This is a genomic window from Micromonospora matsumotoense (assembly GCF_900091525.1).
In the GTDB taxonomy this organism is placed as follows: Bacteria; Actinomycetota; Actinomycetes; order Mycobacteriales; family Micromonosporaceae; genus Micromonospora; species Micromonospora matsumotoensis.
The window spans coordinates 103,541-126,620 of the sequence record NZ_FMCU01000008.1 but is presented as its reverse complement, the minus strand read 5'-3'; the positions used below and the strand labels follow the sequence as shown (position 1 = coordinate 126,620).

Below are 23,080 nucleotides of genomic sequence, written 5' to 3'. Positions count from 1 at the left end.
CGACCGGTCACTCGCGTTGCCTGCCGCCCGTGAGCAGCGGCGTCACGGTGCCGGCGTCCGTCGCTTCGGTGTTGCTGAGGACCACGACGCGACGGCCCAGGTCGGGAATGTTGACGGTGAACGCCTTGAAACCCGCGTTGTGGCCGCTGTGGTGCCACCACCGTCGGCCGTCGTGCTCGCCGACGAAGACGCCGTAGCCGTAACCACTCTCCTCGGGTCCCCTGCCGGTCCGCGCCCGTTCGGTGAGCATCAGCGTCCGGTATGGTTCGCCCAGCAGCCGGCCGTCCTGCAGGGCATCGGTCCAGGTCAACACATCCTCGGCCGTCGACCACACGTCTCCGGCCCCCATGCCCACGACGTCCAGTTCCCAGGTCGGCAACGGCCGGCCCTCGGCGTCATGGCCGGGCGCCAGGTCGGGCTGTCCCGCGCCGGTGCCCGCGAACGTCCTGGTCAGGCCGAGCGGACCGAAGAGGCGATCGGCAAGGAAGACCCGGTAGGGCGTGTCGGCGACCCGTTCGACGACGTGCGCCAACAGCACGTATGCCGGGCTGCTGTAGCTCCAGCCTCCGCCCGGCGGATAGCGCAGTGGTACGCGGTGGAAGGTCTTCAGCAGTTCGTCGGGCTCGACCCACCGGGCCAGGTCGATCATCGGATAGTCGTCCCAGTGGCCGAGGCCCGAGGTGTGGGTGAGCAACTGGTGCAGCGTGATGTCCCGCCAATCCTCCGGGCACCCGTCGATCCACCGGCCCACGACATCGTCGAGGAGCAGCCTGCCGTCCTGGACGAGCAGGAGCACGGCGGCCGCGGTGAACTGCTTGCTCACCGAGGCCAGCTGGTATCGCGTCCGGGTGGCGTCGTGCACGATGAAGTCCTCGCCCTGCCGCACCAGAATCTCCGTCCGCACCATGGGTCGACCCTAGTGCCCGGACGCCTGTCAGGCGTGGGCACGCCGGGCGTCGCCTGCGCCCGCGTCTGCGGCCAGGATCAGCGTGCGGGGTCTCTACACGGTGAACGCCGGGCCGGGCCGGCCGATGCCGATCCGGCCGTTGGTGGGGCGGTGTTCGAACGTCACGCCGAGCTCGTGTTCCCAGCGCTGCATGATGTCCTGTTCGCCACGCCGGTCGATGTCGTCGAGCACGACGGCGAAGTCCTCGGCGAACAGCGGAGCGAAGAAGGGACCGGCGGGGTACCGGGAGTGTGCATGGGTGGCCTGGTAGGCGGGGGGCCCGTCGACGACGAGCAGATCGATGGTCCGACCCGCGGTCATCTCCGTCAGGCCGCGCTGCTCGTACCAGGTCGACTCCTCGCCCGGCCAGCGGGACGGAGCGGGCGTCAGGGGGGCGTGCACCACGGTCACCACGTCGCCGAGGCCCTCGTTCGCCAGTTCCCGACCGAGCAGTTTCGCCCAGCGCTCGTCGTGCTCCACGGTCCACAGGTGCCCGCCGCGCTGGCGCAGCAGGCGGCCGATGTAGAAGGTGGAGACGCCGCTGCCCAACTCGACGACGGACCGACGCTGGTGCACCAGGATCTCGTTGAGCACCGCGACGACCCCGCTCGGCCGCATGGCGCTCGCGCTCCACGGCAGGTACGTCAGCGACAGCGGGGCCAGTGCCTGCATGGCCAGCAGGTCGTTGCGCTGGAGCTCGTTGCGCTGCAGTGACGGGCGGTGGCGCTCCTCGTATTCCGGCCGTGCGTTCACCGCGGCAACACCTCCGTCAACCAGAAGGGCAGCTGCCCCTCGTCGAGCAGGTCGAGCACCACCGTCTTGGCCAGGGCGGAGGCGAAGTGCACCTGGGCGGCCCCGCTGGGTGACTGCAACCGCGACTCGAGCCTCGTACGCTCCCGTCGATAGCTGGCCGCCTGCCGGCCGTGGGCGCGGAAGTCGCTCGTCCAGCGGGACAGCTCACAGAAGTTCGCGACCGTCGGCGCGAAGTTCTCGAACAGGACCGCGCCGTGGTCGAGCCCGACGGTGTCCGGCTCCAGGAGTTGGACGAGCGTCCAGTAGTACTGGTCACTCGCTCCGTGCAACCGGTCCGTGTCGACGCCGTGCGTGCCCAGCCGACCCAGGAGGGGAAAGTGCTCGCTCGGGGGCGTCGGATACTTCGTGTTGAGGGCCACGATGTCACCGGCGGGCCCGATGAAGCCACCGCTGTTGAGATAGGGGTACGGCCGCACGGGCGGGCCGTCGTGCAGGGCGAGGCCGACGTTGCCCAGCGGCCAGCAGTTCGACTCGGCGCTGAACACGACACGCTGCGCAAAGCCCGCGTACGTCGTGCGGATGTAGTCCGCCCCCCGCAGGAAGAGCGTGTCGTACGCGTCGGTGAACATCACCAGCTCGTCCGGTGCCACCTGCTCGGCGAGGTATTCGGTCAGCAACGCGCGCTTGTCCCTCGGCCGGAAGCCCTTCTGGTTCCCCTCCAGGACGTCCAGCCTGAGTCCCGCCGCCTCGCAGGACGGCGCCAGCAGTCTGCGCAGGAAGGGATGGTCGAGGTCGGTGGCGATGGTGATGACCCTCATGTACGGCGTCCAATCGTGCTGGCGGCTCGTGCCGTTGGACCACACCGGATGCGCGCCGGACAGGTGCCCGAGCCGTGGCGGGGATCGACCGGCTGCCAAACTATCGATCCATGGTGGTCGCTGTCGAGCAGCGCCACCCGTCCCTGCCTCCCACGAGAGCTGTTGTCGAGCCGTTCTCAAGCGCGGTGGTCATCGGCTTTCCCGGGCCACCGCCCGTGGGCCGCTCGACGGACGAGGTGGTCGAGGAGCCGGGTCGGTCCGTCGGCGTCCGGCGTCACCGCCAGCACCGGATCGTCGGCCAGGATCGCCCGCTGCAGCAGGCGCAGCCGGGTGGACGGTTCCAGGCCCAACTCGTCGACCATCGTCACCCGCAGCCGGTGGAACGCCAGCAGCGCCTCCTGCCGTCGCCCGCTGCGGTGCAGGGCCACCATCAGTTGCGCGCACAGGTTCTCGTTCAGCTCGTGCTCGGCCATCAGCGCGGTGAGTTCGGCCACAACGTCCCGGTGGTGGCCGAGCCGCATCCGCGCCTCGATGCACTGTTCGACGGTGTGCAGCCGGATCTGTTCCAGCGCCTTGATCCGCGGCCCGATGACCGCACCGGCCCGGATGTCCGCCAGCGCGGGGCCCCGCCACAGGTCGCGGGCGCGCATCAGCAGCGCCGCCGCCTCGACGTGCTCGCCGGCCGCGAGGGAGCGCCGCCCGGTCGTGGCGAGCTGCTCGAAGGTCCGCAGGTCGAAATCGGTGGCGTCGAGCCCTAGCCGGTAACCGCCGGGCACGGTGACCAGCAGGCGTCGGGCGACCTCGGTCACTGCGGCGTCCAGCAGCCGGCCCAGACACTTGCGGACCTGCAGGACATAGGTCTGCAGCGTGGTCCGCGCGCTGACCGGCGGATTCGCGCCCCAGAGGTCCTGGATCAGCGTCGATGCCTGCACCGCCTGGTCCGCGTTGAGCAGCAGCAGTGCCAGCACACTGCGCGGCTTGGGTGCTGTCAACGCAACGGTGCGACCGGCGTGGCTGAGGACCAGTGGACCGAGGATCCGAATTTCCATATCCACCCGCAAAAAAGGGGAAATGGGACCTCACGCCGATGGTCCCGACCGAGAGGCTAGCGTGTCTGCCCATCGATGTCCGCAGTTTCTCAAGCCGTTTCCTAGTGGTGGCCGGAAGACTCGGGCTGCAGCCATCACACGACGCCGAGAGAGGCGGGCCGGATGACCGGACGGGGCGAGTCGGCACAGTCGCAGGCCGGGAAACCGACCGGGACTCCGGTCGCCGTGGTCGGCATCGGCTGCCGCTTCCCGGGGGCCAACGGGCTGGCGCAGCTCTGGCAACTGCTCAGCGGCGGCGGTGACGCGATCACCGAGGTGCCGGCCAGCCGGTACGACATCGACGCCTACCACGACCCGCGCCCGGGCACGCCGAACCGGATCATCAGCCGCCGGGGCGGCTTCCTCGACCAGATCGACCAGTTCGACGCCGGCTACTTCGGGGTGGCGCCCCGGGAGGCGGAGCGGATGGACCCCCAGCAGCGCCTGCTGCTGGAGACCGCGGCTGAGGCGCTCGCCGACGCCGGCCTCACCCGCGACCGGCTGTCCACCACCCGCACCGGCGTCTACATCGGCGGTATGTCCTCCGCCTACGGGCACCTGCTGAGCGATGCGTCGGTGCTGGACCTGCACGCGGCGACCGGCGGCGCACGCAGCTTCCTGGCCGGACGGGTGTCGTTCGCCTTCGACCTGCGCGGCCCCAGCATGGCGGTGGACTGCGCCTGCTCCTCCAGCCTGGCGGCGCTGCACCTGGCCTACCAGAGCGTCCGCAACGGGGAGACCCAACTGGCGCTGGCCGGCGGGGTGAACCTGGTCCTCTCACCCGAGGAGACCATCCCGTTCTCCGCGGCCCGGATGCTCGCCGCCGACGGCCGGTGCAAGTTCGGCAGCGCCCACGGGGACGGTTTCGTCCGCAGTGAGGGTGTCGCCGTGCTGGTGCTCAAACCGCTGGACCGGGCCGAGGCGGACGGCGACGCCATCCACGCGGTGATCTACGGGTCCGCGGTCGGCAACGACGGCCAGTCCGGCGGGTACCTGCTCACGCCGTCCCAGCCAGGTCAGGAAGAGACGCTGCGTGCGGCGTACGCCAACGCGGGTGTGTCGGCCGGGCTGGTGGACTACATCGAGGCGCACGGCACCGGGACCGCGGCCGGTGACCCGGTGGAGCTGGGTGCCCTCGGCGTGGTGACCGGCGAGGGCCGCGACGGGCGGTCGCCGTGTCTGGTCGGCTCGGTCAAGACGAACATCGGCCACACCGAGGCGGCCGCCGGGCTGGCCGGGGTCATCAAGGCGGTGCTCGCCCTCCAGCACCGGGAGATCCCGCCGAGCCTGCACGCCGAGGAGCTGACCGGCGCGGTCGACTGGGCGGGACTGCGGCTTAGGCTGGTGCGGGAGCGCACCCCGTGGCCGCAGGCCGACCGGCCGGGTCTGGCCGGGGTCAGCTCGTTCGGCATCTCCGGCACCAACGCGCACGTGGTGCTCGGTGAGTACCCACCGGCCGCACCCGCACCCGCACCGGTCCGCGCCGACGGGGACGAGGCGCAGCTGCTGGTGCTCTCCGCACCCGACCCCGCCGCGCTCGCCGCGCTCGCCACCGGGTACGCACGCTTTCTCGAACCGGACGGTGCCGGGCGGGAACTGCCGCTGCGCGACGTGTGCTTCAGCGCGGCCACCCGGCGCGACCACCATGAGCACCGACTGACCGCCGTCGGCACGTCGCCGGACGAACTGGCCGAGCGGCTGCGGGCGTACGCCGCCGGTGAGTCCCGGCCCCGGCTGGGCGTCACCGCGTCGGCACCGGTGGAGGGCGGCCGGCCGGCGGTCGTCTTCGTCTTCCCCGGCCAGGGCTCGCAGTGGGACGGCATGGGTCGCGAGTTGCTGGCCGGCTCGCCGGTCTTCCGCGACATGCTCACCCGCTGCGACGAGGTGATCCGGGCCGAGACCGGCTGGTCCCTACTGGACCGGCTGACCGGCGGGGCGGACGCCCCGGCGTCGATCGACACGATCCAGCCGACCCTGTGGGCGATGGAGACCGCCCTGTGCGCGCTGCTGCGCGACTGGGGCGTCGAGCCGGACCACGTGGTGGGGCACAGCATGGGCGAGGTGGCCGCGGCGTGCGCGTCGGGCGCGCTCAGCCTCGCCGACGCCGGTGCGGTGATCTGCCGGCGCAGTCGGCTGCTCAAGACGGTCGCCGGGCAGGGCGCCATGTACTCGGTGGAGCTGTCCGTCGCCGACGCGCAGGCCGCGCTGGCCGGCCACGAGCACCTGGTGGGCGTGGCGGTGAGCAACAGCCCCGGCTCGACGGTCCTCTCCGGCGATCCGCAGGCCCTGGCCGCCATCGTCGCGGGCCTCGAAGAACGCGGTGTGTTCTGCCGCCAGGTCAAGGTGGACGTCGCCTCGCACAGCCCGCAGATGGAGCAGTTGCGCGAGGAGTTGTTGGCCAGCCTCGGCGACATCGCGCCCCGCGCGGGGCGTACCCCACTGCACTCCACCGTGGACGACGCGCCGTGCGACGGCTCCGGGTGGGACGCGGCCTACTGGGTACGTAACCTGCGCGAACCGGTGCGCTTCGGTGACGCGGTGGCGCACCTGGCCGGGCGGGACGGGACGGTGTTCGTGGAGATCAGCCCGCACCCCATCCTGTTGCCGGCCATCCGGGAGGCCCTGGCGCTCGCCGGGTCCGACGGTGTCGCCGTCGGTTGCCTGCGCCGCGACGAGCCGGAACGGGCCAGCCTGCTCGACACCGTCGGCGCCCTGCACCGGGCCGGGTGCCCCGTCGACTGGCACCGGGTGTCCGGCGGGCCGCCGCCCCGCTACGTGCGGCTGCCGTCCTATCCCTGGCAGCGCCAGCGGCACTGGCTCGTCCCGCCCGCAGCCGGCCGGCCGGCCCCGCACCGGGTGGAGCGGGTCGTCGACCTGACCCACGAGCGTTACCTGCTCGACCATCAGGTGCAGGGCACCGTGGTCGTGCCCGGCACGGCGTACGCGGAGATGGTGCACGCCGCCGCCGACGGGATCTGCGGCGGGCAGACGCCCGTCCTGCGCGACATCCGGTACGTCGACGCGCTGTTCCTGCGCCCGGACCAGCCGGCACCCACCCTGTCCACGACGTTCACCCCGCGCGGGCCGGACACCTGGGACTTCGCGGTGACCGGTGCGGAGGCGACACACGTCACCGGCACGGTGACCCGGACCCCACCCGCCGGGCGGCGCGCGCTGCCGCTGGACACCATCCGGGCGGCCTGCCCCGACCATCTCACCGGTGCGGACTTCTACCGGCGCTTCGCCGCGCGGGGCAACGAGTGGCGGGGCGCGTTCCAGGGCATCGCGGAGCTCTGGGTGGGCGACGGTCAGGCGTTGGGCCGCATCCAGGTGCCCGCCGGGGTCGACCCGACCGGGTACACCTGCCACCCGGCGCTGCTGGACGCGTGCGGACAGGTGCTCGCGTCGCTGATCCCGGCCGCCGACCGGTCGTCGGCGTTCGTCCTGGGCAGCATCGACGAGCTGTCGATCCACCCGGATCCCGGCACGCCCGCGTGGGCACACGCCGTCGCGGTCACCGCCTGGCGCTCCGACTCGGTCTGCGGCGACCTGGTGGTGTCCGACGCGGACGGCCAGGTGATCGTGGAGATCAACGGCCTGCGCCTGCAGTACCTCCAGCCGCCGGACTCGGTACGTGACCCCGACGGCTGGTTCCACGAGTTGCGGTGGCAGCCACTGCCGGCGCTGCCCGACGTGGCGCGGCCGGGCGACCGCCGCCTGGTCCTCGCCGACCGGACCGGCGTCGGCGTCGCGCTCGACGCCGAGGTGCGGGTGTTCGCGGGCACCGGCTACCGGCGGCTGGCAGCCGACCACTACGAGATCGACCCGACCGCACCGGCGCAGTACCGCCGGTTGCTCGCCGACGTGCGGGCCGACTTCGACGGCCTGGCGCCGACCGAGGTGGTGCACCTCTGGGCGCTGGACGTGGACCAGCCCGACGACTCGGCCCCGGTGCAACGGCAGGCGCAGGACGCCGAGCGTCTCGGCTGCGCCAGCGTCCTGCGGCTGCTGCGGGCGCTCGCCGACGCCGGTCTGGCCGAGCCGCCCCGGCTGACACTGGTGACCCGGGGAGCGCACCGGGCGGGGGACACGGACCGCAGCGTGTCGATGTGGCAGGGCGCCGTCTGGGGCCTGGGCCGGGTGCTCGCCCACGAGCACCGGGACCTGCGCTGCGCCCTGGTCGACCTGGACCCGGCGGGGTCGCCGGCCGACCTCGCCGCCGCGTTGGGCCGGGAGTTGGCCGGTGCCGGCCCGGAGGACCAGGTGGCGCTGCGGGGCGGCCGGCGGTACGCCGCGCGGCTGCGGTCCAGCTCCGTCGGCGCCCGCCGGCCGGACGGGGCGGAGGTCGCCCACCAGGTGCAGGCCACCGTGCCCGGCATGCTGGACGGGATGCGCCTGGTGCCGGTGCCGCGCCGCGCGCCGGGGCCGGGCGAGGTGGAGGTGCGCGCCGACTACCTCGCGCTGAACTACCGCGACGTGCTGGTCGCCATGGACATGTATCCGAGCCTGTCCGACCGGCCGGCGACCGTGATCGGTGAGTGCGCCGGGACGGTCACCCGGGTCGGACCGGGCGTGGCCGGGCTGCGGCCCGGCGACGAGGTGGTGGCCATCGCCCTGGAGACGCCCGCCGCCAGCTACCTGTGCGTCAACGCGCACCTGGTACGCCGACGTCCGGCCCGGCTCACCCCGCAGGAGGCGGCCACCGTGCCGGTCGGCCTGGTCACCGCGTACCAGTCGCTGGTGCACCTGGCGCAGGTGCGACCCGGCGAGCGGGTGCTGATCCACCACGCCACCGGCGGGGTCGGCCTGGCCGCGGTGCAGGTGGCCCGCTGGCGCGGCGCCGAGGTGTACGCCACCGCGGGCAGCCCGGAGAAGCGCGCGCTGCTGCGGATGATGGGCGTCGCGCACGTGTCCGACTCGCGGAGCACCGGGTTCGCCGACGAGATCCGGGAAGCCACCCGGGGCGAGGGCGTCGACGTGGTGCTCAACACGCTGGCGGGGGAGGGCCTGCTCAGGAGCGTGGAGCTGCTGGCCGACCGGGGGCGCTACGTCGAGCTGAGCCGCCGTGACCTGGTCGAGGGCACCCGGTTGGACCTGCGGCTGTTGGCCCGGGGCGCCTCGTTCTTCGTGGTCGACGTGGTGGATCTCGGGCTCAGCGACCCGCGTCGGCTCGGCGCGATCCTGGAGGAGACCCTGACCCTGGTGCAGGCCGGTCTGCTCGAACCGCTGCCGCACCGGGTCTTTCCCGCTGCCGAGTTGGTCGGGGCGTTCCGGCACCTGGCGCAGGCCCGGCACATCGGCAAGGTGCTGGTGTCCACGACGGACCTGACCGCGCCCGCACCGGTCGAGGTCGCCGCCCCGCACCGGCCGGTCCGGATCGATCCGGCCGCCGGTTACCTGGTCACCGGCGGGCTGGGCGACCTCGGCCGGGTGGTCACGGACTGGCTGGTCCGCGAGGGTGCCCGGCACATCGTGCTGACCGGGCGAACCCCGCTCGACCGGACGGGCGGCGAAGGCTGGCTGACGGACCTGCGGCGGCACGGGGTGCGGGTGGCGTACGAGGCGGTCGACGTGGCCGACGAGGACGCGATGCGGGCGGTCCTGCGCCACCACGAGCAGGACGGCCCGGCGATCCGGGGCGTGGTGCACGCGGCGGGCGTCATCGAGTACGGCGCACTGTCCGAGCTGGACGACCGGGTGCTGTCGGCGGTCCTACGGCCGAAGGTCACCGGCGCGGCCGTACTGCACCGGCTCTTCGCCGAGCGGCCGCTGGACTTCTTCGTGCTGTTCTCCTCCGGATCAGCGGTGCTCAGCTCCCCGATGCTCGGCGCGTACGCCGCCGCGAACGCCGCCCTGGACTCGCTGGCCGACCAACGCCGGCTCGCCGGGTCGACCGCGCTCAGCGTGAACTGGGGCTTCTGGTCGGTCGGCATGCCCGCGCGGGTCGGGCACCAGCAGGGCCGGGCGATCAATCCCGCCGGGATGGACACGTTCAGCCCGCGGGAGGGCATCGAGGCCCTGCGCCTCCTGCTGGCCAGGGACGCCACCCACGGCGTGGTGCTGCCCGCCGACTGGCGGCGGTGGGCGACGGCGCATCCGGACGCGGCGGCCTCGCCGCTGCTGCGTGACCTGCTCGCCGATCCCACCCCCGCCACAGCCGGCGCCGTCCCGGCGTCCCCGACGCCCGCCGTTCCGGCGTCCCCGACGCCCGCCGTTCCGGCGTCCCCGACGCCCGCCGTTCCGGCGTCCCCGACGCCCGCCGTGCCGTGGGCGCCGCCGGCCCCGACGCCCACGAGCCCGTCCCCGGGACACCGCACGGACGCCGGCACCGCGGACGCCGCCCTCGCGACGGTGCCGGGCACCGCGGTCGTGGGCACCGCTGAGGCGGGCTCCGAAGTCGTGCGCAGCGCGGTGGCGCGCGGTGGCGCGGCGGGTCCCGCAGCGGTGGGCGGTGGCGCGGCGGGTCCCGCAGCGGTGGGCGGTGGGGTGGCGGGCACGCTGACCGACCGGGACGCCGTGGAGCGTTACCTCGCCCAGGTGCTCGCCGACGTGCTGGGCATGTCGTCGGCGCAGGTGCACCCCCGGCGGCCGCTCAAGCGGCAGGGCCTGGACTCGTTGATGGCCGTCGAGGTCCGCACCCGGGTCCAGCGTGACCTGGGCATGATGCTGCCGATCGCGAAGATGCTCGGCGGCCACAGCGTCGCCGAGTTGGCCGGCGAGGTGTTCACCCAGTTGGGCGACCCCGGCCGCCACTGACCGGGCCCGGCCCGTGGCCGGTGCACCGGACGACCCGGCCCGCGCCGCGCCGTACGCGCGACGTGGCCACCGGCGGCGGGTCGCCCGCGTCGCCGTCCGTCGGATACGACACGACCCGGTGGCGGTGACCGCGGGCGTGCCGGTCACCGCCACCGGGTCGTGCGTCAGGTACCGCTCGTCGTGCCGGTCGCGTGGTCCGCCGTCAGCCGCGTGCCGCGTCGGCCTGCGGGATCAGCTCCGCCCGCTTGGCCACCTCGGCGGCGAACTCGCCCAGCGTCATGATCGCCAGGGTCTCGATGTCGTCGTCGTCGAACGTCACGCCGAACTGGTCCTCGACCCGCAGCGCGAGTTCGGACACGGCGAGCGAGTCGAGGTCGACGCCGGACGGCCCGAGCATGGAGTCGGCGTCGGTGTCGTCGGTGTAGTAGTTCATCTCCCGGAGCGCCTGGATGGTGAACGCCAAGACATCGTCGGCTGACATGGTGCAGCTACCTTCCTCTCGGGCGGCGGGTCGTCGTCTTCGGCGGACCGTCCCGACGTCCCGGTGTGGAGCCGGTCACCGGCTTGGGGCCCTGCCGTGCGACCGGGGCCGGGCGGGTGTGGCCGGCGGTCGAACAGGTTCGACCCACCTCGGGTACGGCTCCGCTATCCATGAATAGGCTGGAGTCAATCGACGGCACCGCACCCCGTCACCGATTTCCGTCGCGCCAGCACGCCTGTCGGCGACATATTTCCGAAATGCGTTGCCCGAAGTTATCAGCGGTTGTTCGCGTCGGTCAACGCGGTGTATGTGGCCGCAGCGCGTGCTGCAGCAGGAGCGGTGGCGAGACTCAAGCAGTTCTCAGTCGGGCGTTGAGTTGACGTGCGCCGCGTCCCTCCGGGGGGCCACTAAAGTCCTTCCGAAAGGCGGACGTGACGCCGTGGCCGGCCGATTCGGGAGACGCGGTTGAAGATCACCAACGTTTACCTGTCCGGGCTGGGTGTCTTCCAACCGCCCGTGACGGACGCCGGCCAGGCCGCCCGGCGCGGCGACTACAGCCCGGCCGCCTACCTGGAGAACCGGCTGACCGGCGCCGGCGTCGCCGGGGACGTCTCACCGCCGGAGATGGCCGTGCACGCGGCCCGTCAGGCGCTGACGCGGGCCGCCGTCGACCCGGCCGGGATCGGCCTGGTGCTGCACGCGTCCATCCACCACCAGGGCCCGGAGATGTGGCTGCCCGGCCCGTACATCCAGCGGGAGGTCGTCGGCACGTCGGCCCCCGCGTTCGAGGTCCGGTTGGGCTGCAACGGCGTGTTCGCGGCGCTGGAGATCGCCGCCGGGCACCTGGCCGTCGCGGCGGCGGGCCGGCCGGTGCTGGTGACCACGGCGGAGAACCTCGGCTCACCGCTGATCGACCGGTGGAACTCCGCGCCCGGCTTCATCCTGGGCGACGCCGGCAGCGCGCTGCTGCTGGACCGCGACGCCGGTTTCGCCCGGCTGCGTGCCGTGGGCAGCGTCGTCGTGCCCGAGGTGGAGCCGCTGTACCGGGGCGGCGAGCCGCTGTATCCGCCGCTCGCGGCGCAGGGCCGCACGATCGACATGCGCGAACGTGCCGAGTACTTCCGCAACAACGTGATGTCGCTGACCGACGCCGCCGAGATCAGGACCCGCGCCCGGCTCGACCTGATCGAACGGACGCTGGACGAGGCGGACCGCAAGCTGGTCGACATGACCCGGGTCATCTGCGGGAACTCCGCCGCCTACATGGTGCAGCACGATCTGGTGGAGCCGCTGGGCATCACCATGGAGCGCACCACCTGGCAGTTCGGGCGCGGCGTCGGGCACACCGGCGCGAGCGACCAGTTGCTGTCGCTCAACCACCTGCTGGTCACCGGGCAGCTCGCCGCCGGTGACCACCTGCTGCTCTACGGCGGCGCACCGGCCACCCTGTCCTGCGCGGTCCTGGAGATCCTGGACGTCCCGGCGTGGGCCGGGGCATGACCGCGCCCGCACGTACCTGGATCGTCACCGGAAGCGCGGCCGGTCTCGGCCGGGCGCTGGTGACCGAGCTGCTCGCCCGGGGGCAGACGGTGGCGGCCACCGCCCGCGACCCGCGTGCCCTGGCGGACCTGCGACCGCCCTCGGCGCAGGCGCTGTGGACGGCCCGACTGGACGTCACCGACCCGGAGCAGATCCGGCAGGTGGTCGACGACGCCGCCCGGGCGCTCGGCCGGATCGACGTGGTGATCAGCAACGCCGGGTACGCGTTGGTCGGCGCGGCCGAGGAGGCCGGCCGCGATCAGATCGACCGGCAGATCCGCACGAACCTGACCGGGCCCATCCACCTGGCCCAGGCGGTGCTGCCGCACCTGCGGGCGCAGGGCGGCGGGCGGATCGTCCAGATTTCGAGCATGGCCGGGCAACGGGGGTCACCCGGCACGGCCGTCTACTGCGCCACCAAGTGGGGTGTGGAGGGCTTCTTCGAGTCGCTGGCCGCCGAGGTGAAGGGCTTCGGGATCGGCGTGACGATCGTCGAGCCCGGCACCGTGAGCACCGGATTCTTCGGGCGGAGCAAGGAGGTGACCATCGCGTCGCCCGCCTACGCGGGCACCCCGGCGGCGATCCTGCGTCGCCGGGCCGAGGACGGTCGGCTGTCCTGCCGTGGCGACCTGGCGAAGATGGCCGGCGCCATCGTGGACGTCGCCACCCGCCCGACCGCCCCGCTGCGGCTCGCGCTCGGCAGCGACGCGTACGCCACGATCCGGCGCGGACTGACCGCGCGGCTGGCGGAACTGGAGGACCAGAAGCAGATCGCGTTCTCCACCGACCTGACCGGAGACGACGGGTCGACCACGCCGTCGACGCCGCACCGAGGACCAGAGGGGAGCGAAGATGCGCATCGCCGTCCTGGCGCTCGGCAGCCGCGGTGACGTCTATCCGCTGACGGCACTCGCCGCCGAGCTGGCCCGCCACGGCCACGAGGTACGCGTCGGGGCGTCACTGAACCTGGTTGACCTGCCCCGACAGTTGGGGCTCGACGTGGTGCCGGTCGGGTGGGACCAGCAGTCGATGATGCAGTCCGAGCGTGGCCGGGAGTGGGTCACCATGAGCAACCTCGACTCCTTCCTCCAGTTCACGATCGAGGCGTACCGGGACTACGGTCGCCAGTTCGGCGACGAGGCGATCACGTTCACCGCCGGCTGTGAGGCCATCGTCTGCGCTGTGGTCAGCGAGCAGTGGGCTGCGACGCTGGCCGAGGCGTACGACGTCCCCCTCGTCGCGTACGACCTCACACCGGCCCGGCCGAACGACGTGGTGCCGCATCCGCTGGTGGCTGCCGATCCGCTGCCGACCGCCGCGGCGAACCGGGCCACCTACCTGCACTACACCCGGCGGGCCTGGCGGTACCGGCGCGACCTGATGTTCCAGTTCCGCAGCCAGCTCGGGCTCCCTCCGATGCCGCCGCCCCCGAGGCAGCAGCGGCGACCGCTGGAGCTGCAGGGCTACAGTCCCACCCTGGTGCCGGGCCTGACCTGGGATGCCTACCGTCCGATCGTCGGTGACCTCCGGTTGACCCCGGCCGACCTGCACCGCGCCGGCATGTCCACCCTCGATCCCGAGCTGGCGCGGTGGTTGGCGGCGGGCGAACCGCCGGCCCTGTTGACGTTCGGCAGCACGCACGTGCCGGATCCGGCGGCGATGATGGCGGGGATCAGCCGGGCCTGCCGGTCGCTGGGTGTGCGTGCCCTGGTGGCCACGGGCTGGGGCCTGTCCGGGGTCGCGCCGTCCTCGACACCGCAGCTGCGGGTGGTGCCCTACGTGGACTACGACCTGGTGCTGCCCCACTGCGCCATGGTGGTGCACCACGGCAGCGCCAGCATCACCGCCGCCGGTGTCCGCGCCGGCATCCCCACGATGGTCTGCTCCTCCTACGCCGACCAGCCGTTCTGGGGCCGCCAGTTGGAACGGCTCGGTGCCGGTGTGCACGTGCGGTTCACCGAGCTGTCCGAGGACGTGCTGCGGTCGGGCATGTCCCGCCTGACCACCGATCCGCTCCGGCGGCGCGCGGCACAGCTCGGCGAGCAGATACGCGCGGAACCCCACGGCACGCTCGTCGCCGCCGACGAGGTCGACAGGTATCTCGCGGCATGAGCGGCGGAGCGACCGCCCTCGACCGTGGCCGGGCGGCCGTCGAGGAGGTGGTCGGGCTGCTCGACCTGGCAACTGTCGAACCCGCCGACGCAACGGTCACCACGGGCCGACTGGTGCCCGTCGCGGGGGTGTTCTCCGGTCGTGGCACGGCGCGGGGAACCACCCGCCGGTACGGAGGGCTCATCGCCGCACAGGCGCTGACCGCCGCCGCGCACACCGTGCGCCCCGGTCGACCGGTGCACTCGCTGCACGCGTACTTCACCCGGCCGGGCGACAGCCGCAGGCCCGTCACCTACCTGGTCGAGACCCTTCGGGACGGCCCGTCCATGTCCACCCGACGGGTGGTCGCCATCCAACGCGACACCCCGATCTTCTTCCTGACCGCCTCGTTCCATGATCCCGGCACCGGGCTCGCGCACGAGCGGCCAGCGCCCAAGGTCCCGCCACCGGAAGAGGTGCCGACCCTGGCCCGGCTGCTCGCCGACGCGCCCGATCGGTTGGCCGCCGTGGAGCAGATGCTCTTCGCGTTCGACGCCAGGTACATCGGCCCGCCGCCCGGGGAACAGGCGGACGGGGAGCGGGCGGGCGAGGCGTACCGCCGGGCCTGGGTGCGGGTGGCCGGGAAGCTGCCCGACGACGTGTCGCTGCACGCCGGCGCGCTGGTGCTCATCTCGGATCTGCCCCTGCTGCTCAGTGCGATGGTGGCCGGGCACGGGACGGCATGGGGGCCGGGTGACCTCGGCGTCAGCATCGACCACACGGTGTGGTTCCACCGACCCTGCCGGGCGGACGAGTGGCTGCTGTACGACTGCGACAGCCCGTGGGCGGCCACCGGTCGTGGCCTGGCGACCGGACGCCTGTACGCGCGCAACGGCGACCTGGTGGCCACGGTGGCCCAGGAGGGTCTGCTGCTGACCCGGCCCGCCCGGTGAGCCGGGGGAACGACGGGTCCGCCCCGGGGTGGCGGCCCACCGCCGCCCTCAGACCGGAACCGCCTCGATCGCGCCGTCGGTGACGCCCGCGACGGCGAAGCCGGCGTCGGCGAGGAGCCGGCCGTACTCCGCCGCGGTGCGGTCCCGCCCCTCCATGAGGACCAGCATCAGCAGATCCACGATCCGGTTGCGGGGCGCTCCCCAGGTGCCCGCGCCGGCCCCGGCCTGCTGCGGCTGTGCCGGCAGCAGCTCCTCCAGCACCAGCAGCCGCGCTCCGGTCGGCATCGCCGCGCGCACCCGGGCCAGCACCCGGGCGACGTTCCCGTCGTTCCAGTTGTGCAGGACCCGCCGCAGCACGTACCGGTCCCCGTGGGTGGGCACCCGGTCGAAGAAGCTGCCGACGACGATGTCGACCCGGTCCAGGACCCCGGCGGCGGCGAGCCGGGCGCGTCCCCGGGCGGCGGCCTCGGGCAGCTCGACGAGGACTCCGCGCAGCTCGGGGCGGGCCCGGAGGAGACCGGCGAGCAGGCCGCCGTCGCCGCCGCCGAGGTCCACCACGGTACGGGCGTCGTCGAACAGCCGGGCGGGTGGCGGTGGCGGCTCCGGGGCGGTGGACATGGCCCCGTTGAACGTCGCCGCCAGCTCCGGATGCCCGCCCAGGTACTGGTAGAAGGGCTCACCGAAGCGGTCGGTGAACGCCGGCCGGCCGGTGCGTACGGTGTCGAGCAGGCCGGCGAACGAGGCGAAGACCTCCTGGCCGTACAGGACGGCCGTGTCGCGGACCGAACCGGGGACGTCGGTGCGCAGGTATTCCCCCATCCCGGACAGGACGAAGTCGTCCGGACCGGTCTGGCGCAGGACGCCGGCGTCGGCGAGCGCGGCGAGCAACCGGCGCAGCGCGACCGGGTCCAGCCCGGCAGCCGCTGCCAGCTCGGCACCGCCGGTGGTGCCCGCGGCGATCCGGTCGGCCAGGCCGAGCAGGGCGAAGACCGAGCACGCCTGCGCCGTCCAGGTGGCACAGAGGACGTTCAGCAGCCGCTTGCGGAAGTACTCGTCGTCACGCGCCACGGACGCCTCCCTGCGCCAGGGACCGGACCGGGGCCGGGCCTCTCGAGCGGGCCCACCCCGAGGACGGTCCCCACGGCGGTGCGGTCGGTTCCCGTCGCGGTGGGGAGTGTCCTTCCGTGCCCTGTCGCTGCCGCGGCATAATCGTTCTCCACCGAGCCTCTAGTGAATGTCGAGATAAGTGCGGGCCGGGCCCACCCACGCCTCGGTATCGTCAATTCGGCCCGGGTCATCCTCGCATTAACCCGGGTGTCCTGACAATTATCGAAAATGCGGGCGGTGGGGGATTGAATGGGTGCCGTCGGAGTCGCCCGGCCCGGGCCGCACGTCGCCCGGGGTCGTCACGGGCGGCGGAGGACCCGGCGGGCACCCGGGGTCGTCCCCGGCCGGCACGGCGTGCCGTGGTGATGCCGGACCTGGTGGTACGGCTGCGCCGCACGGCGGGCGACGGGCGGCCCGCCGCCCGCGCGCTGCTCGTCGAGACGGCCGCGGCGATGGCCGGTGCCCCGCCGGCCGCGATCGCGGTGGAGCACACGGCGGCGGGCGGGCCGGTGCTGCGCGGCGTCGCCACGGGCTGGCACGCCAGCGTCAGTCACACCCGTGGCCTGGTCGCGGTGGCGGTGTCCCGGATCGGACCGGTCGGCGTCGACGTCGAGGAGGTGCGTCCGCTGCCCGCGCTCGGTCTGAGCCGACGGTGGTTCGCCCCCGAGGACACCGACTGGCTGCGCGGCCGGCCGGCGGACCGCCTCGGCGTCGACTTCCTGGCACTGTGGACCGGCAAGGAGGCGGTGGCCAAGGTGTACGGCACCGGGCTGCGCGGCGGCCGGCTGCTGCGCTGGCGTACCGCGCCGCCGGCACCACCCGCGTGGCGGCCCGCCGTCGACGCTCCCGGGGTCCTGGTGACCCACCGGGAGCTGCCCGGCCACGTGTTGGCGGTCGCGAGCGTGTCGGCGTGCTCCGGGCACCCACGGTCGGTCGTCGGCCGCTGATGCAGACCGCTCTCGTCCTCGGTGGCAGCGTCGCCGGCATGATCGCCGCCCGGGTCCTGGCCGACCACGCCGACCAGGTGTGGATCGTGGAGCCCGATCTGTTGGCGGACGCCCCGGTGATCCGCCGTGGCGCGCCGCACGGCAGCCAGGCGCACACCCTGCTCGGCCGGGGCCGGACCGTCATCGACCGGCTGCTGCCCGGCGTCGTCCGGCAGATGGTGCGCGAGGGCGGCCAACTGGTCGGTAGCGGTCCCGGTGGCGCGCAGTGGTTCCTCGACGGTCGGCCCAAGGTCCCGGTGCGCGGCGGCAGCGTGGTCAGCGTGTCCCGTCCGTTCCTGGAGTGGCACATCCGCCGGCGGGTCCTGGCGCTGCCGAACGTGGCCCTGGTCGGGGGCACCGCCGTCGGGCTCACCGCGACCGCCGGCCGGGTGGACGGCGCGCTGGTCCGCCCGCCGGGCGGCACCGACGCGCAGCGGCACGGCGCGCAGCTCGTGGTGGACGCCACCGGACGGTCCAGCCGGTTGGCCGACTGGCTCGGTCGGCTCGGCTATCCCGCGCCGGACAAGCGCCGGATGGCCCTGGACCTCGGCTACGCCACCTGCCTGTTCCACCGGGAACCCGGCCAGCGGCTGGCCGGCCACGTGGCGGTCTACTCGGTCCACACGCCGAGCCGGGCGCGTAACGGGCCCAGCTCGATGACCCCCGTCGAGGGCGATCGCTGGCTGACGTTGGTCAGCGGTTACGGCGACCGGCGACCGGGCCGGGACCTGGGCGAGTTCCTGGCCCGCTGCCGGTCGAACCCGGCCACCCCGCTGCGGATGCTGCCGGACGCGTGCGAGCCGGCCAGCGAGGTGTACGTGCACCGCTTCCCGGACAGCGTCCGCCGCGAGTTCGACCGGCTGGACCGGTTCCCGGCGGGCCTGGTGGCGGTCGGCGACGCGGTCGCCTCGTTCAACCCGACCTACGGCCAGGGCATCTCGGTGGCGGCCCTCCAGGCGGTCGCGCTGGCCGAGTGGCTGGCCGAGCCCGGCGCGGTGGACGGGCCGGCGCACGCGTACTTCCGGCGGGTCCGGGCGGTGGTGGACGACGCCTGGGACTTCTCCGCCGCGCAGGACCGTTACCTGCCGCACGTGACCGCCGCCCGGCCGTTCGGCTGGCGGCTGCGCCGGGGCCTGGCCGAGGCGGTCCAGCACGCGACCGTGACCGACGAGGTGGTGCACCGGGCCTTCCTGGAGGTCGTCAACCTGGCGGCCGGGCCCGCGCGGTTGCGCCGTCCGGACATCCTCTGGCGGGTCGGCGCCGCCGCGTTGCGCCGGCCCTGATCCCGTTCGCCCGAGGCGCGGCAGCCGGGCCTTCCGGACGACCAACCCCTTTTGAGTGAAGGCCGTCAATGGTGTGGATGTACGGCCAAAAGGGCGTTCCGTCACTCGGTGCGGGTGTTGCCGAACGGCGGTGCGGGGTGCCGCCGAACCGATGTGCCGTCGCGGGCGGAATCCGGGCGGCGGCCGGTCCGGCGCCTGGTCGGTGGGCCCGCCGGGCCGGTCGTCTCGGCCTCTCTCAGCGGCCTGACCTCAGGCTTTCCATCGGTCCTCGAAGATGGCTTGAGCAATCTGCGACGGTCGCCCCAAAACCGGCTAGCCTCTCAGTCGAACCTCGTACCACCACGGTACGAAAAGACGTGAATTCCGCTTGGGACTGACGCTTATCTATGGTGATGGGTAAGGCTGTCGCTTTCATGCGGATCCCCGCAACGGCACGTCGACAAGAGGGCGGATCGCTCTCGGGGGGAGGGGCCATGGAAATCCAGATCCTGGGACCGCTCGTGCTCGCCCACGCCGGGGCGGTCGCCACACCGACCGCCCCGAAGCCCCGCAGTGTGCTGGGCCTGTTGCTCCTCAACGCCGACCAGACCGTCCAGGTCTCCGCGTTGATCCAGGAGCTGTGGGGCGGGTCCCCGCCGGTCAGCGCGCTGACGACGCTCCAGACGTACGTCCTGCAGATCCGCAAGTGTTTCGCCGGCCTGCTCGGCGTGCCGGTCTCCGAGGTGGCCAAGCGGGTGCTGGTCACCGTGCCCGGCGGCTATGCCCTGCGGGTCGGTGCCGACGAGTTCGACCTGCGCCTGTTCGAACAGCTCGCCTCGGCCGGCCGACGGGCCCTGGCGGCCGGCGAGAATGTCGACGCGGCGGCGCTGTTGGTACGCGCCTGCGCGCTCTGGCGTGGCCCGGCACTGGCCGACGTGCGGGCCGGCACCGTGGCCGAGCCCCGGCTCAAGGCGCTGGAACAGGTCCGGCTCAACACCCTCGAACAGTGCATCGAGGCGCGGATGCGGCTCGGTCACCACCAGGACGTGCTGGCCGAGCTCACCCTGCTGATCGCCGAACACGGGCTGAACGAGAACCTGTGCGCGCAGCTGATGGTCGCGCTGCACCGCAGCGGCCAGCGGCGGGAGGCCCTGGCGGTCTTCCACCGGCTGCGTACGTCGATGGTGGAGGAGCTGGGGCTGGAGCCGTCCAAGCGGTTGCACCTGCTCCAACAGGCGGTCCTCGCGGACGATCCGGCGCTGGAGGTGGCCCCCCGCGACGACGGGCTGACCCAACTGCTCGACCACCTCGTGCTCCAGCGTGCCCGCGTGCGGTAGCCGTCGGCCGACCTTCCGCGCCGTGAGCGACCGGGTGACGCAGCCCCAGCCGCGCTGCTCGACCGGCCCGGGCCGGCACGCCACCGGCAGTGCGGGAGGCGTGCCGGCCCGGCGCGGGCTACTCGGACGGGTCCCGGCGGGCCGGGCCGGCGACCGCATAGGCGACCAGCCCACCGATGGCGAGCACCGCCGCCACCACCGTGGCGGCCCGGCTGTCGGGCGGTTGGCCCTGCCACGTCGCGACCGCTCCCCAGGTGCCCGGCTGCGGGTAGACGGCCGCGATGGTGGTCCAGCCCAGCGGCAGGAACCAGGACCGGGCGGCGCCGACCACCGTGGCGCACAGCGCCGTCAGGCCGAGCAGCCCGGCGGCGTCGCGGACCACCAGCGCGACCGGTCCGAACCGGGCGCCGGTGTGCCGGGTGGCGAGCAGGACCGCCAGGATGATCAGCAGGCCGGCGAGCAGGTGCACCGCCCGCCGCCAGGCCCAGCGCACCGACGCGGTCCGCTCCAGGTTCTCGTCCGGGCCGGCGAGGGTGGGCGCGAGCGCCGCGACCATCAGCAGGACGGTCAGGACGACCATCATCGGGGTGACGTCCCGCTCCTTGGCGAAGGCCAGGTACAGCGCCCAGAGCACCGCCACCCCGCCGACGGCGGCGGCCAGGGCCAGGGGTACGTGTCGCGACCGCAGGTAGAGCAGCGTCCAGGTCACCGGGCACTCCGGGACAACATCCCGGTGGGGTCCTGGCAGGCCCGGAGGGCGTCGCGGACCGCCGTGACCCGGGCCAGCGCCTCCGCCTCGGGCAGGTCACGCAGACCCCGCCACAGGCTGACCGCCTCGGGGTTGGTCCCGGGGTCCTCCTCGATCATCCCGGGCACCACACCCACGTCGGACCGCGGCTCACGGCCCAGGAGCCAGTAGGCCGCCGCCCGTTCGACCACCTCGTCGCCCTGGTTGCACTTGCCGTCGTACGGCACGCCCAGCCTCCTGACGATCTCGGGAACCACGGCGGCCGGGTGGGCGAGCCGGCCCCGGTCGTCGATCCGGACCTCGATCGTGACGACACCGTCCCGGGCGGCCGGCCAGGTCTGGTCGTACCCGATGGTGCGGGTGTCCTCGTGCACGACGGTCGGCGCGTCCGGCAGTTTCGCCAGCGCCGTGAGACCCTCCCGGCCCAGCGGGGTCACCGCGTCGAGCACCTTGGCGTGGACCCGGCTGACGCACACCGTCGGGGCGTCGTCGGTGCACACCAGCTCCTGCGCGACCGGGTCGACCGGCCAGTTGAGCACGTCCCGGTCGTGCGGGAGGACCGTCATCGCCACCACGAACCCGAGCAGCACCGGCAGCACCGCCATCGCCCGGAGCCGCCAGCCGTCGGCGACGAACAACAGCAGACCGGTGACGGCGAGCGCGATCATCGAGATCGCCAACGCGCCGCTGACCCGGTTGTCGATCGTCTGGTAGTCGTGGAACGGGCTGGAACCGTGGGCCGGAGAGATCGCCGCGGCCACCCGGTCCGAGGGCCCGATGGTGACGAAGAAGACCAGCAGCATGCCGCCCACCGCCAGCGCCGGGGCGGTCACCAGGGCGGGGAGCAGCCGCCCGATCCCCAGTCCGAGCCACGCCGCAGCGACCAGCGACAGCGCACCGACCGCGGTGACGACGACGAAGTGCAGCAGGGGCAGGTACGAGGCGGTGGTGATGATCCAGGCGATGCCCGCCGCGGTCACCAACAGGTAGGCGATCGCGAGGGTGAGGCCCAGCGTGCCGAGCACCGGCAGCATCCGCCCGGCGCGGGGCCGGGCGGTGGTGGCGAACAGTTCGCCGACCTTCGCCCGGTGCTCCCGGCGGCCCTGCCAGGCGCCGGCCGCGAGGGCCAGCGGCCACAGCAGGAGCAGGTACTCCCGGATGGCCAGGGCCAGGGCCATCCAGCCACTCGACCAGCGGCCGGTCGCCGTGTACAGCGCGCCGACCCCGACCACCACCGTGATCAACGCGGCACCGAGCGCGGCGGAGCGGCGCAGTTCGATTCCCATGATGCTCATCCGGGCTCTCCGCTTTCCTTCGGGCCGCGGGGCGGCGTGGACGACTCGCCCGCTCATCGGGCGGCCTCCGCGCGGTGCTGACGCAGCAGCGCGGAATAGCCCCGCTCCGCCGGGCTGTCGCCGGCGTGGCTCGCGTCGCCCTGCGCGGCGAGCACCTCGGGGGTGCCCCGCCACACCAGGCGGCCCTCGTTCACCAGCACGACGTCGGTGCAGGCCGCCGCCACGTCCTCGACCAGGTGGGTGGAGACCAGCACGCAACTGTCGGTGCCGAGGTCCCGCAGCAGCTCACGGAAATCGAGTCGCTGTTCCGGGTCGAGACCGACGGTCGGCTCGTCGAGCAGCAGCAGCCGCGGGTCGTTGACGATGGCCTGGGCGATGCCGGCCCGACGCAGCATGCCGCCGGAGAGCGTCTTGAGCCGGGCGTCGGCCCTGGCGGTGAGCCCGACCCGGTCGATGGCCCGCTGTACCGCCTCCGGCAGGGCGGACGTGGGCATCTCCTTGAGCCAGGCCATGTACCCGACGAACTCGCGCACCGTGAACCGTGGGTAGTAGCCGAAATGCTGCGGCAGGTAACCCAGGTCACGGCGTACCGGTCGCAGCTCGGCGCGGCCGTCGACCGGGTGCCCGAGCAGCGCCAACCGGCCGCCGGCCGGGGCCACGACGGTCGCCAGGGCGCGCATCAGCGTGGTCTTCCCCGCGCCGTTCGGGCCGAGCAGCCCGTGCACACCGGTGCCCAGGGCCAGGTCGAGGCCGTTGACGGCCAGGTGCCGACCGGCCCGGACCTGGAGGCCCTCCGCGTGGATCGCCCAGGGATGGGTGGTGGCGGTCGTCTCGACCGCGCTCACGGCACGCATCGTCGTATCTCCTTCAGTGATCGCCGAAAGGCGGCATGGTGGTAGGGCCCGGGTGGGCGTGTGACG

General features: G+C 73.5%; 17 protein-coding genes. 8 read left to right on the top strand and 9 right to left on the bottom strand.

All coding sequences use genetic code 11. The features are described from left to right. Nucleotides 1–7: 7 nt before the first annotated feature. From GA0070216_RS17630 to GA0070216_RS17615, 4 genes are all read right to left on the bottom strand, one after another. The gene (locus GA0070216_RS17630) at nucleotides 8–862 is read right to left on the bottom strand and encodes a serine hydrolase (protein WP_091247388.1); all 855 of its coding nucleotides are present in this window, start codon (nucleotides 860–862) and stop codon (nucleotides 8–10) included. A gap of 138 nt (nucleotides 863–1,000) precedes the next feature. Continuing rightward, the gene (locus GA0070216_RS17625) at nucleotides 1,001–1,699 is read right to left on the bottom strand and encodes a class I SAM-dependent methyltransferase (protein WP_218108228.1); all 699 of its coding nucleotides are present in this window, start codon (nucleotides 1,697–1,699) and stop codon (nucleotides 1,001–1,003) included. After that, nucleotides 1,696–2,517, bottom strand: coding sequence for a glycosyltransferase domain-containing protein (locus tag GA0070216_RS17620; RefSeq protein WP_091247128.1), 822 nt, complete (start codon nucleotides 2,515–2,517; stop codon nucleotides 1,696–1,698). The genes GA0070216_RS17625 and GA0070216_RS17620 overlap by 4 nt, the downstream gene beginning before the upstream one ends. Nucleotides 2,518–2,693: 176 nt before the next feature. Beyond that, nucleotides 2,694–3,509 (bottom strand): AfsR/SARP family transcriptional regulator, encoded by an 816-nt coding sequence (locus GA0070216_RS17615; protein WP_218108227.1) that lies wholly within the window; start codon nucleotides 3,507–3,509, stop codon nucleotides 2,694–2,696. Nucleotides 3,510–3,728: 219 nt separating this feature from the next. Here GA0070216_RS17615 and GA0070216_RS17610 point away from each other — a divergent pair, with 219 nt between their 5' ends. Next, nucleotides 3,729–10,361, top strand: coding sequence for a type I polyketide synthase (locus GA0070216_RS17610; protein WP_091247126.1), 6,633 nt, complete (start codon nucleotides 3,729–3,731; stop codon nucleotides 10,359–10,361). A 202-nt stretch (nucleotides 10,362–10,563) separates the two neighbouring features. Here the strand turns inward: GA0070216_RS17610 and GA0070216_RS17605 are convergent, their stop codons facing one another. After that, nucleotides 10,564–10,842: a phosphopantetheine-binding protein gene (locus tag GA0070216_RS17605; RefSeq protein ID WP_091247124.1), complete on the bottom strand. Its 279-nt coding sequence runs from the start codon at nucleotides 10,840–10,842 to the stop codon at nucleotides 10,564–10,566. Nucleotides 10,843–11,307: 465 nt separating this feature from the next. On the opposite strand from GA0070216_RS17605, the gene GA0070216_RS17600 reads away from it, so the two are divergent. The 4 genes from GA0070216_RS17600 to GA0070216_RS17585 are packed head-to-tail and all read left to right on the top strand — an operon-like array spanning nucleotide 11,308 to nucleotide 15,425. Next, the gene (locus GA0070216_RS17600) at nucleotides 11,308–12,342 is read left to right on the top strand and encodes a ketoacyl-ACP synthase III family protein (RefSeq protein ID WP_091247121.1); all 1,035 of its coding nucleotides are present in this window, start codon (nucleotides 11,308–11,310) and stop codon (nucleotides 12,340–12,342) included. Further along, nucleotides 12,339–13,271 carry an SDR family oxidoreductase gene (locus tag GA0070216_RS17595; RefSeq protein ID WP_091247386.1) on the top strand — a complete coding sequence of 311 codons (933 nt, stop codon included), beginning with the start codon at nucleotides 12,339–12,341 and terminating at the stop codon, nucleotides 13,269–13,271. The genes GA0070216_RS17600 and GA0070216_RS17595 overlap by 4 nt, the downstream gene beginning before the upstream one ends. Beyond that, entirely contained in the window at nucleotides 13,234–14,493 is a 1,260-nt protein-coding gene (locus GA0070216_RS17590) for a glycosyltransferase (protein ID WP_091247119.1), read from the top strand. The genes GA0070216_RS17595 and GA0070216_RS17590 overlap by 38 nt, the downstream gene beginning before the upstream one ends. Further along, nucleotides 14,490–15,425, top strand: coding sequence for an acyl-CoA thioesterase domain-containing protein (locus tag GA0070216_RS17585; RefSeq protein ID WP_091247117.1), 936 nt, complete (start codon nucleotides 14,490–14,492; stop codon nucleotides 15,423–15,425). The genes GA0070216_RS17590 and GA0070216_RS17585 overlap by 4 nt, the downstream gene beginning before the upstream one ends. A 48-nt stretch (nucleotides 15,426–15,473) precedes the next feature. Here GA0070216_RS17585 and GA0070216_RS17580 read toward each other — a convergent pair whose 3' ends face one another. Then, nucleotides 15,474–16,493 (bottom strand): methyltransferase, encoded by a 1,020-nt coding sequence (locus GA0070216_RS17580; RefSeq protein WP_091247114.1) that lies wholly within the window; start codon nucleotides 16,491–16,493, stop codon nucleotides 15,474–15,476. Between the two features lie 404 nt (nucleotides 16,494–16,897). Between GA0070216_RS17580 and GA0070216_RS17575 the strand changes: the two genes are divergently transcribed. From GA0070216_RS17575 to GA0070216_RS17565, 3 genes are all read left to right on the top strand, one after another. Then, on the top strand, nucleotides 16,898–17,479 hold the full coding sequence (locus GA0070216_RS17575) for a 4'-phosphopantetheinyl transferase family protein (RefSeq protein WP_141723123.1): 582 nt from the start codon (nucleotides 16,898–16,900) through the stop codon (nucleotides 17,477–17,479). Next, a complete protein-coding gene (locus GA0070216_RS17570; protein ID WP_091247110.1) occupies nucleotides 17,443–18,801 on the top strand; it encodes an FAD-dependent oxidoreductase in 1,359 nt (452 codons plus the stop codon). The genes GA0070216_RS17575 and GA0070216_RS17570 overlap by 37 nt, the downstream gene beginning before the upstream one ends. 473 nt (nucleotides 18,802–19,274) lie before the next feature. Next, nucleotides 19,275–20,117: an AfsR/SARP family transcriptional regulator gene (locus tag GA0070216_RS17565; protein WP_091247108.1), complete on the top strand. Its 843-nt coding sequence runs from the start codon at nucleotides 19,275–19,277 to the stop codon at nucleotides 20,115–20,117. 118 nt (nucleotides 20,118–20,235) lie between these two features. On the opposite strand, the gene GA0070216_RS17560 is transcribed toward GA0070216_RS17565, so the two are convergent. Genes GA0070216_RS17560 through GA0070216_RS17550 form a run of 3 tightly spaced genes read right to left on the bottom strand, consistent with a single transcriptional unit; the run spans nucleotide 20,236 to nucleotide 23,014 of the window. Next, nucleotides 20,236–20,826, bottom strand: a complete 591-nt coding sequence (locus GA0070216_RS17560; RefSeq protein ID WP_091247106.1) for a hypothetical protein — start codon at nucleotides 20,824–20,826, stop codon at nucleotides 20,236–20,238. Then, nucleotides 20,823–22,160 carry a hypothetical protein gene (locus GA0070216_RS17555; RefSeq protein ID WP_091247104.1) on the bottom strand — a complete coding sequence of 446 codons (1,338 nt, stop codon included), beginning with the start codon at nucleotides 22,158–22,160 and terminating at the stop codon, nucleotides 20,823–20,825. Before GA0070216_RS17555 ends, GA0070216_RS17560 begins: the two co-directional genes overlap by 4 nt. Before the next feature lie 53 nt (nucleotides 22,161–22,213). Then, nucleotides 22,214–23,014, bottom strand: a complete 801-nt coding sequence (locus GA0070216_RS17550) for an ABC transporter ATP-binding protein (RefSeq protein WP_091247101.1) — start codon at nucleotides 23,012–23,014, stop codon at nucleotides 22,214–22,216. Nucleotides 23,015–23,080 lie beyond the last annotated feature (66 nt).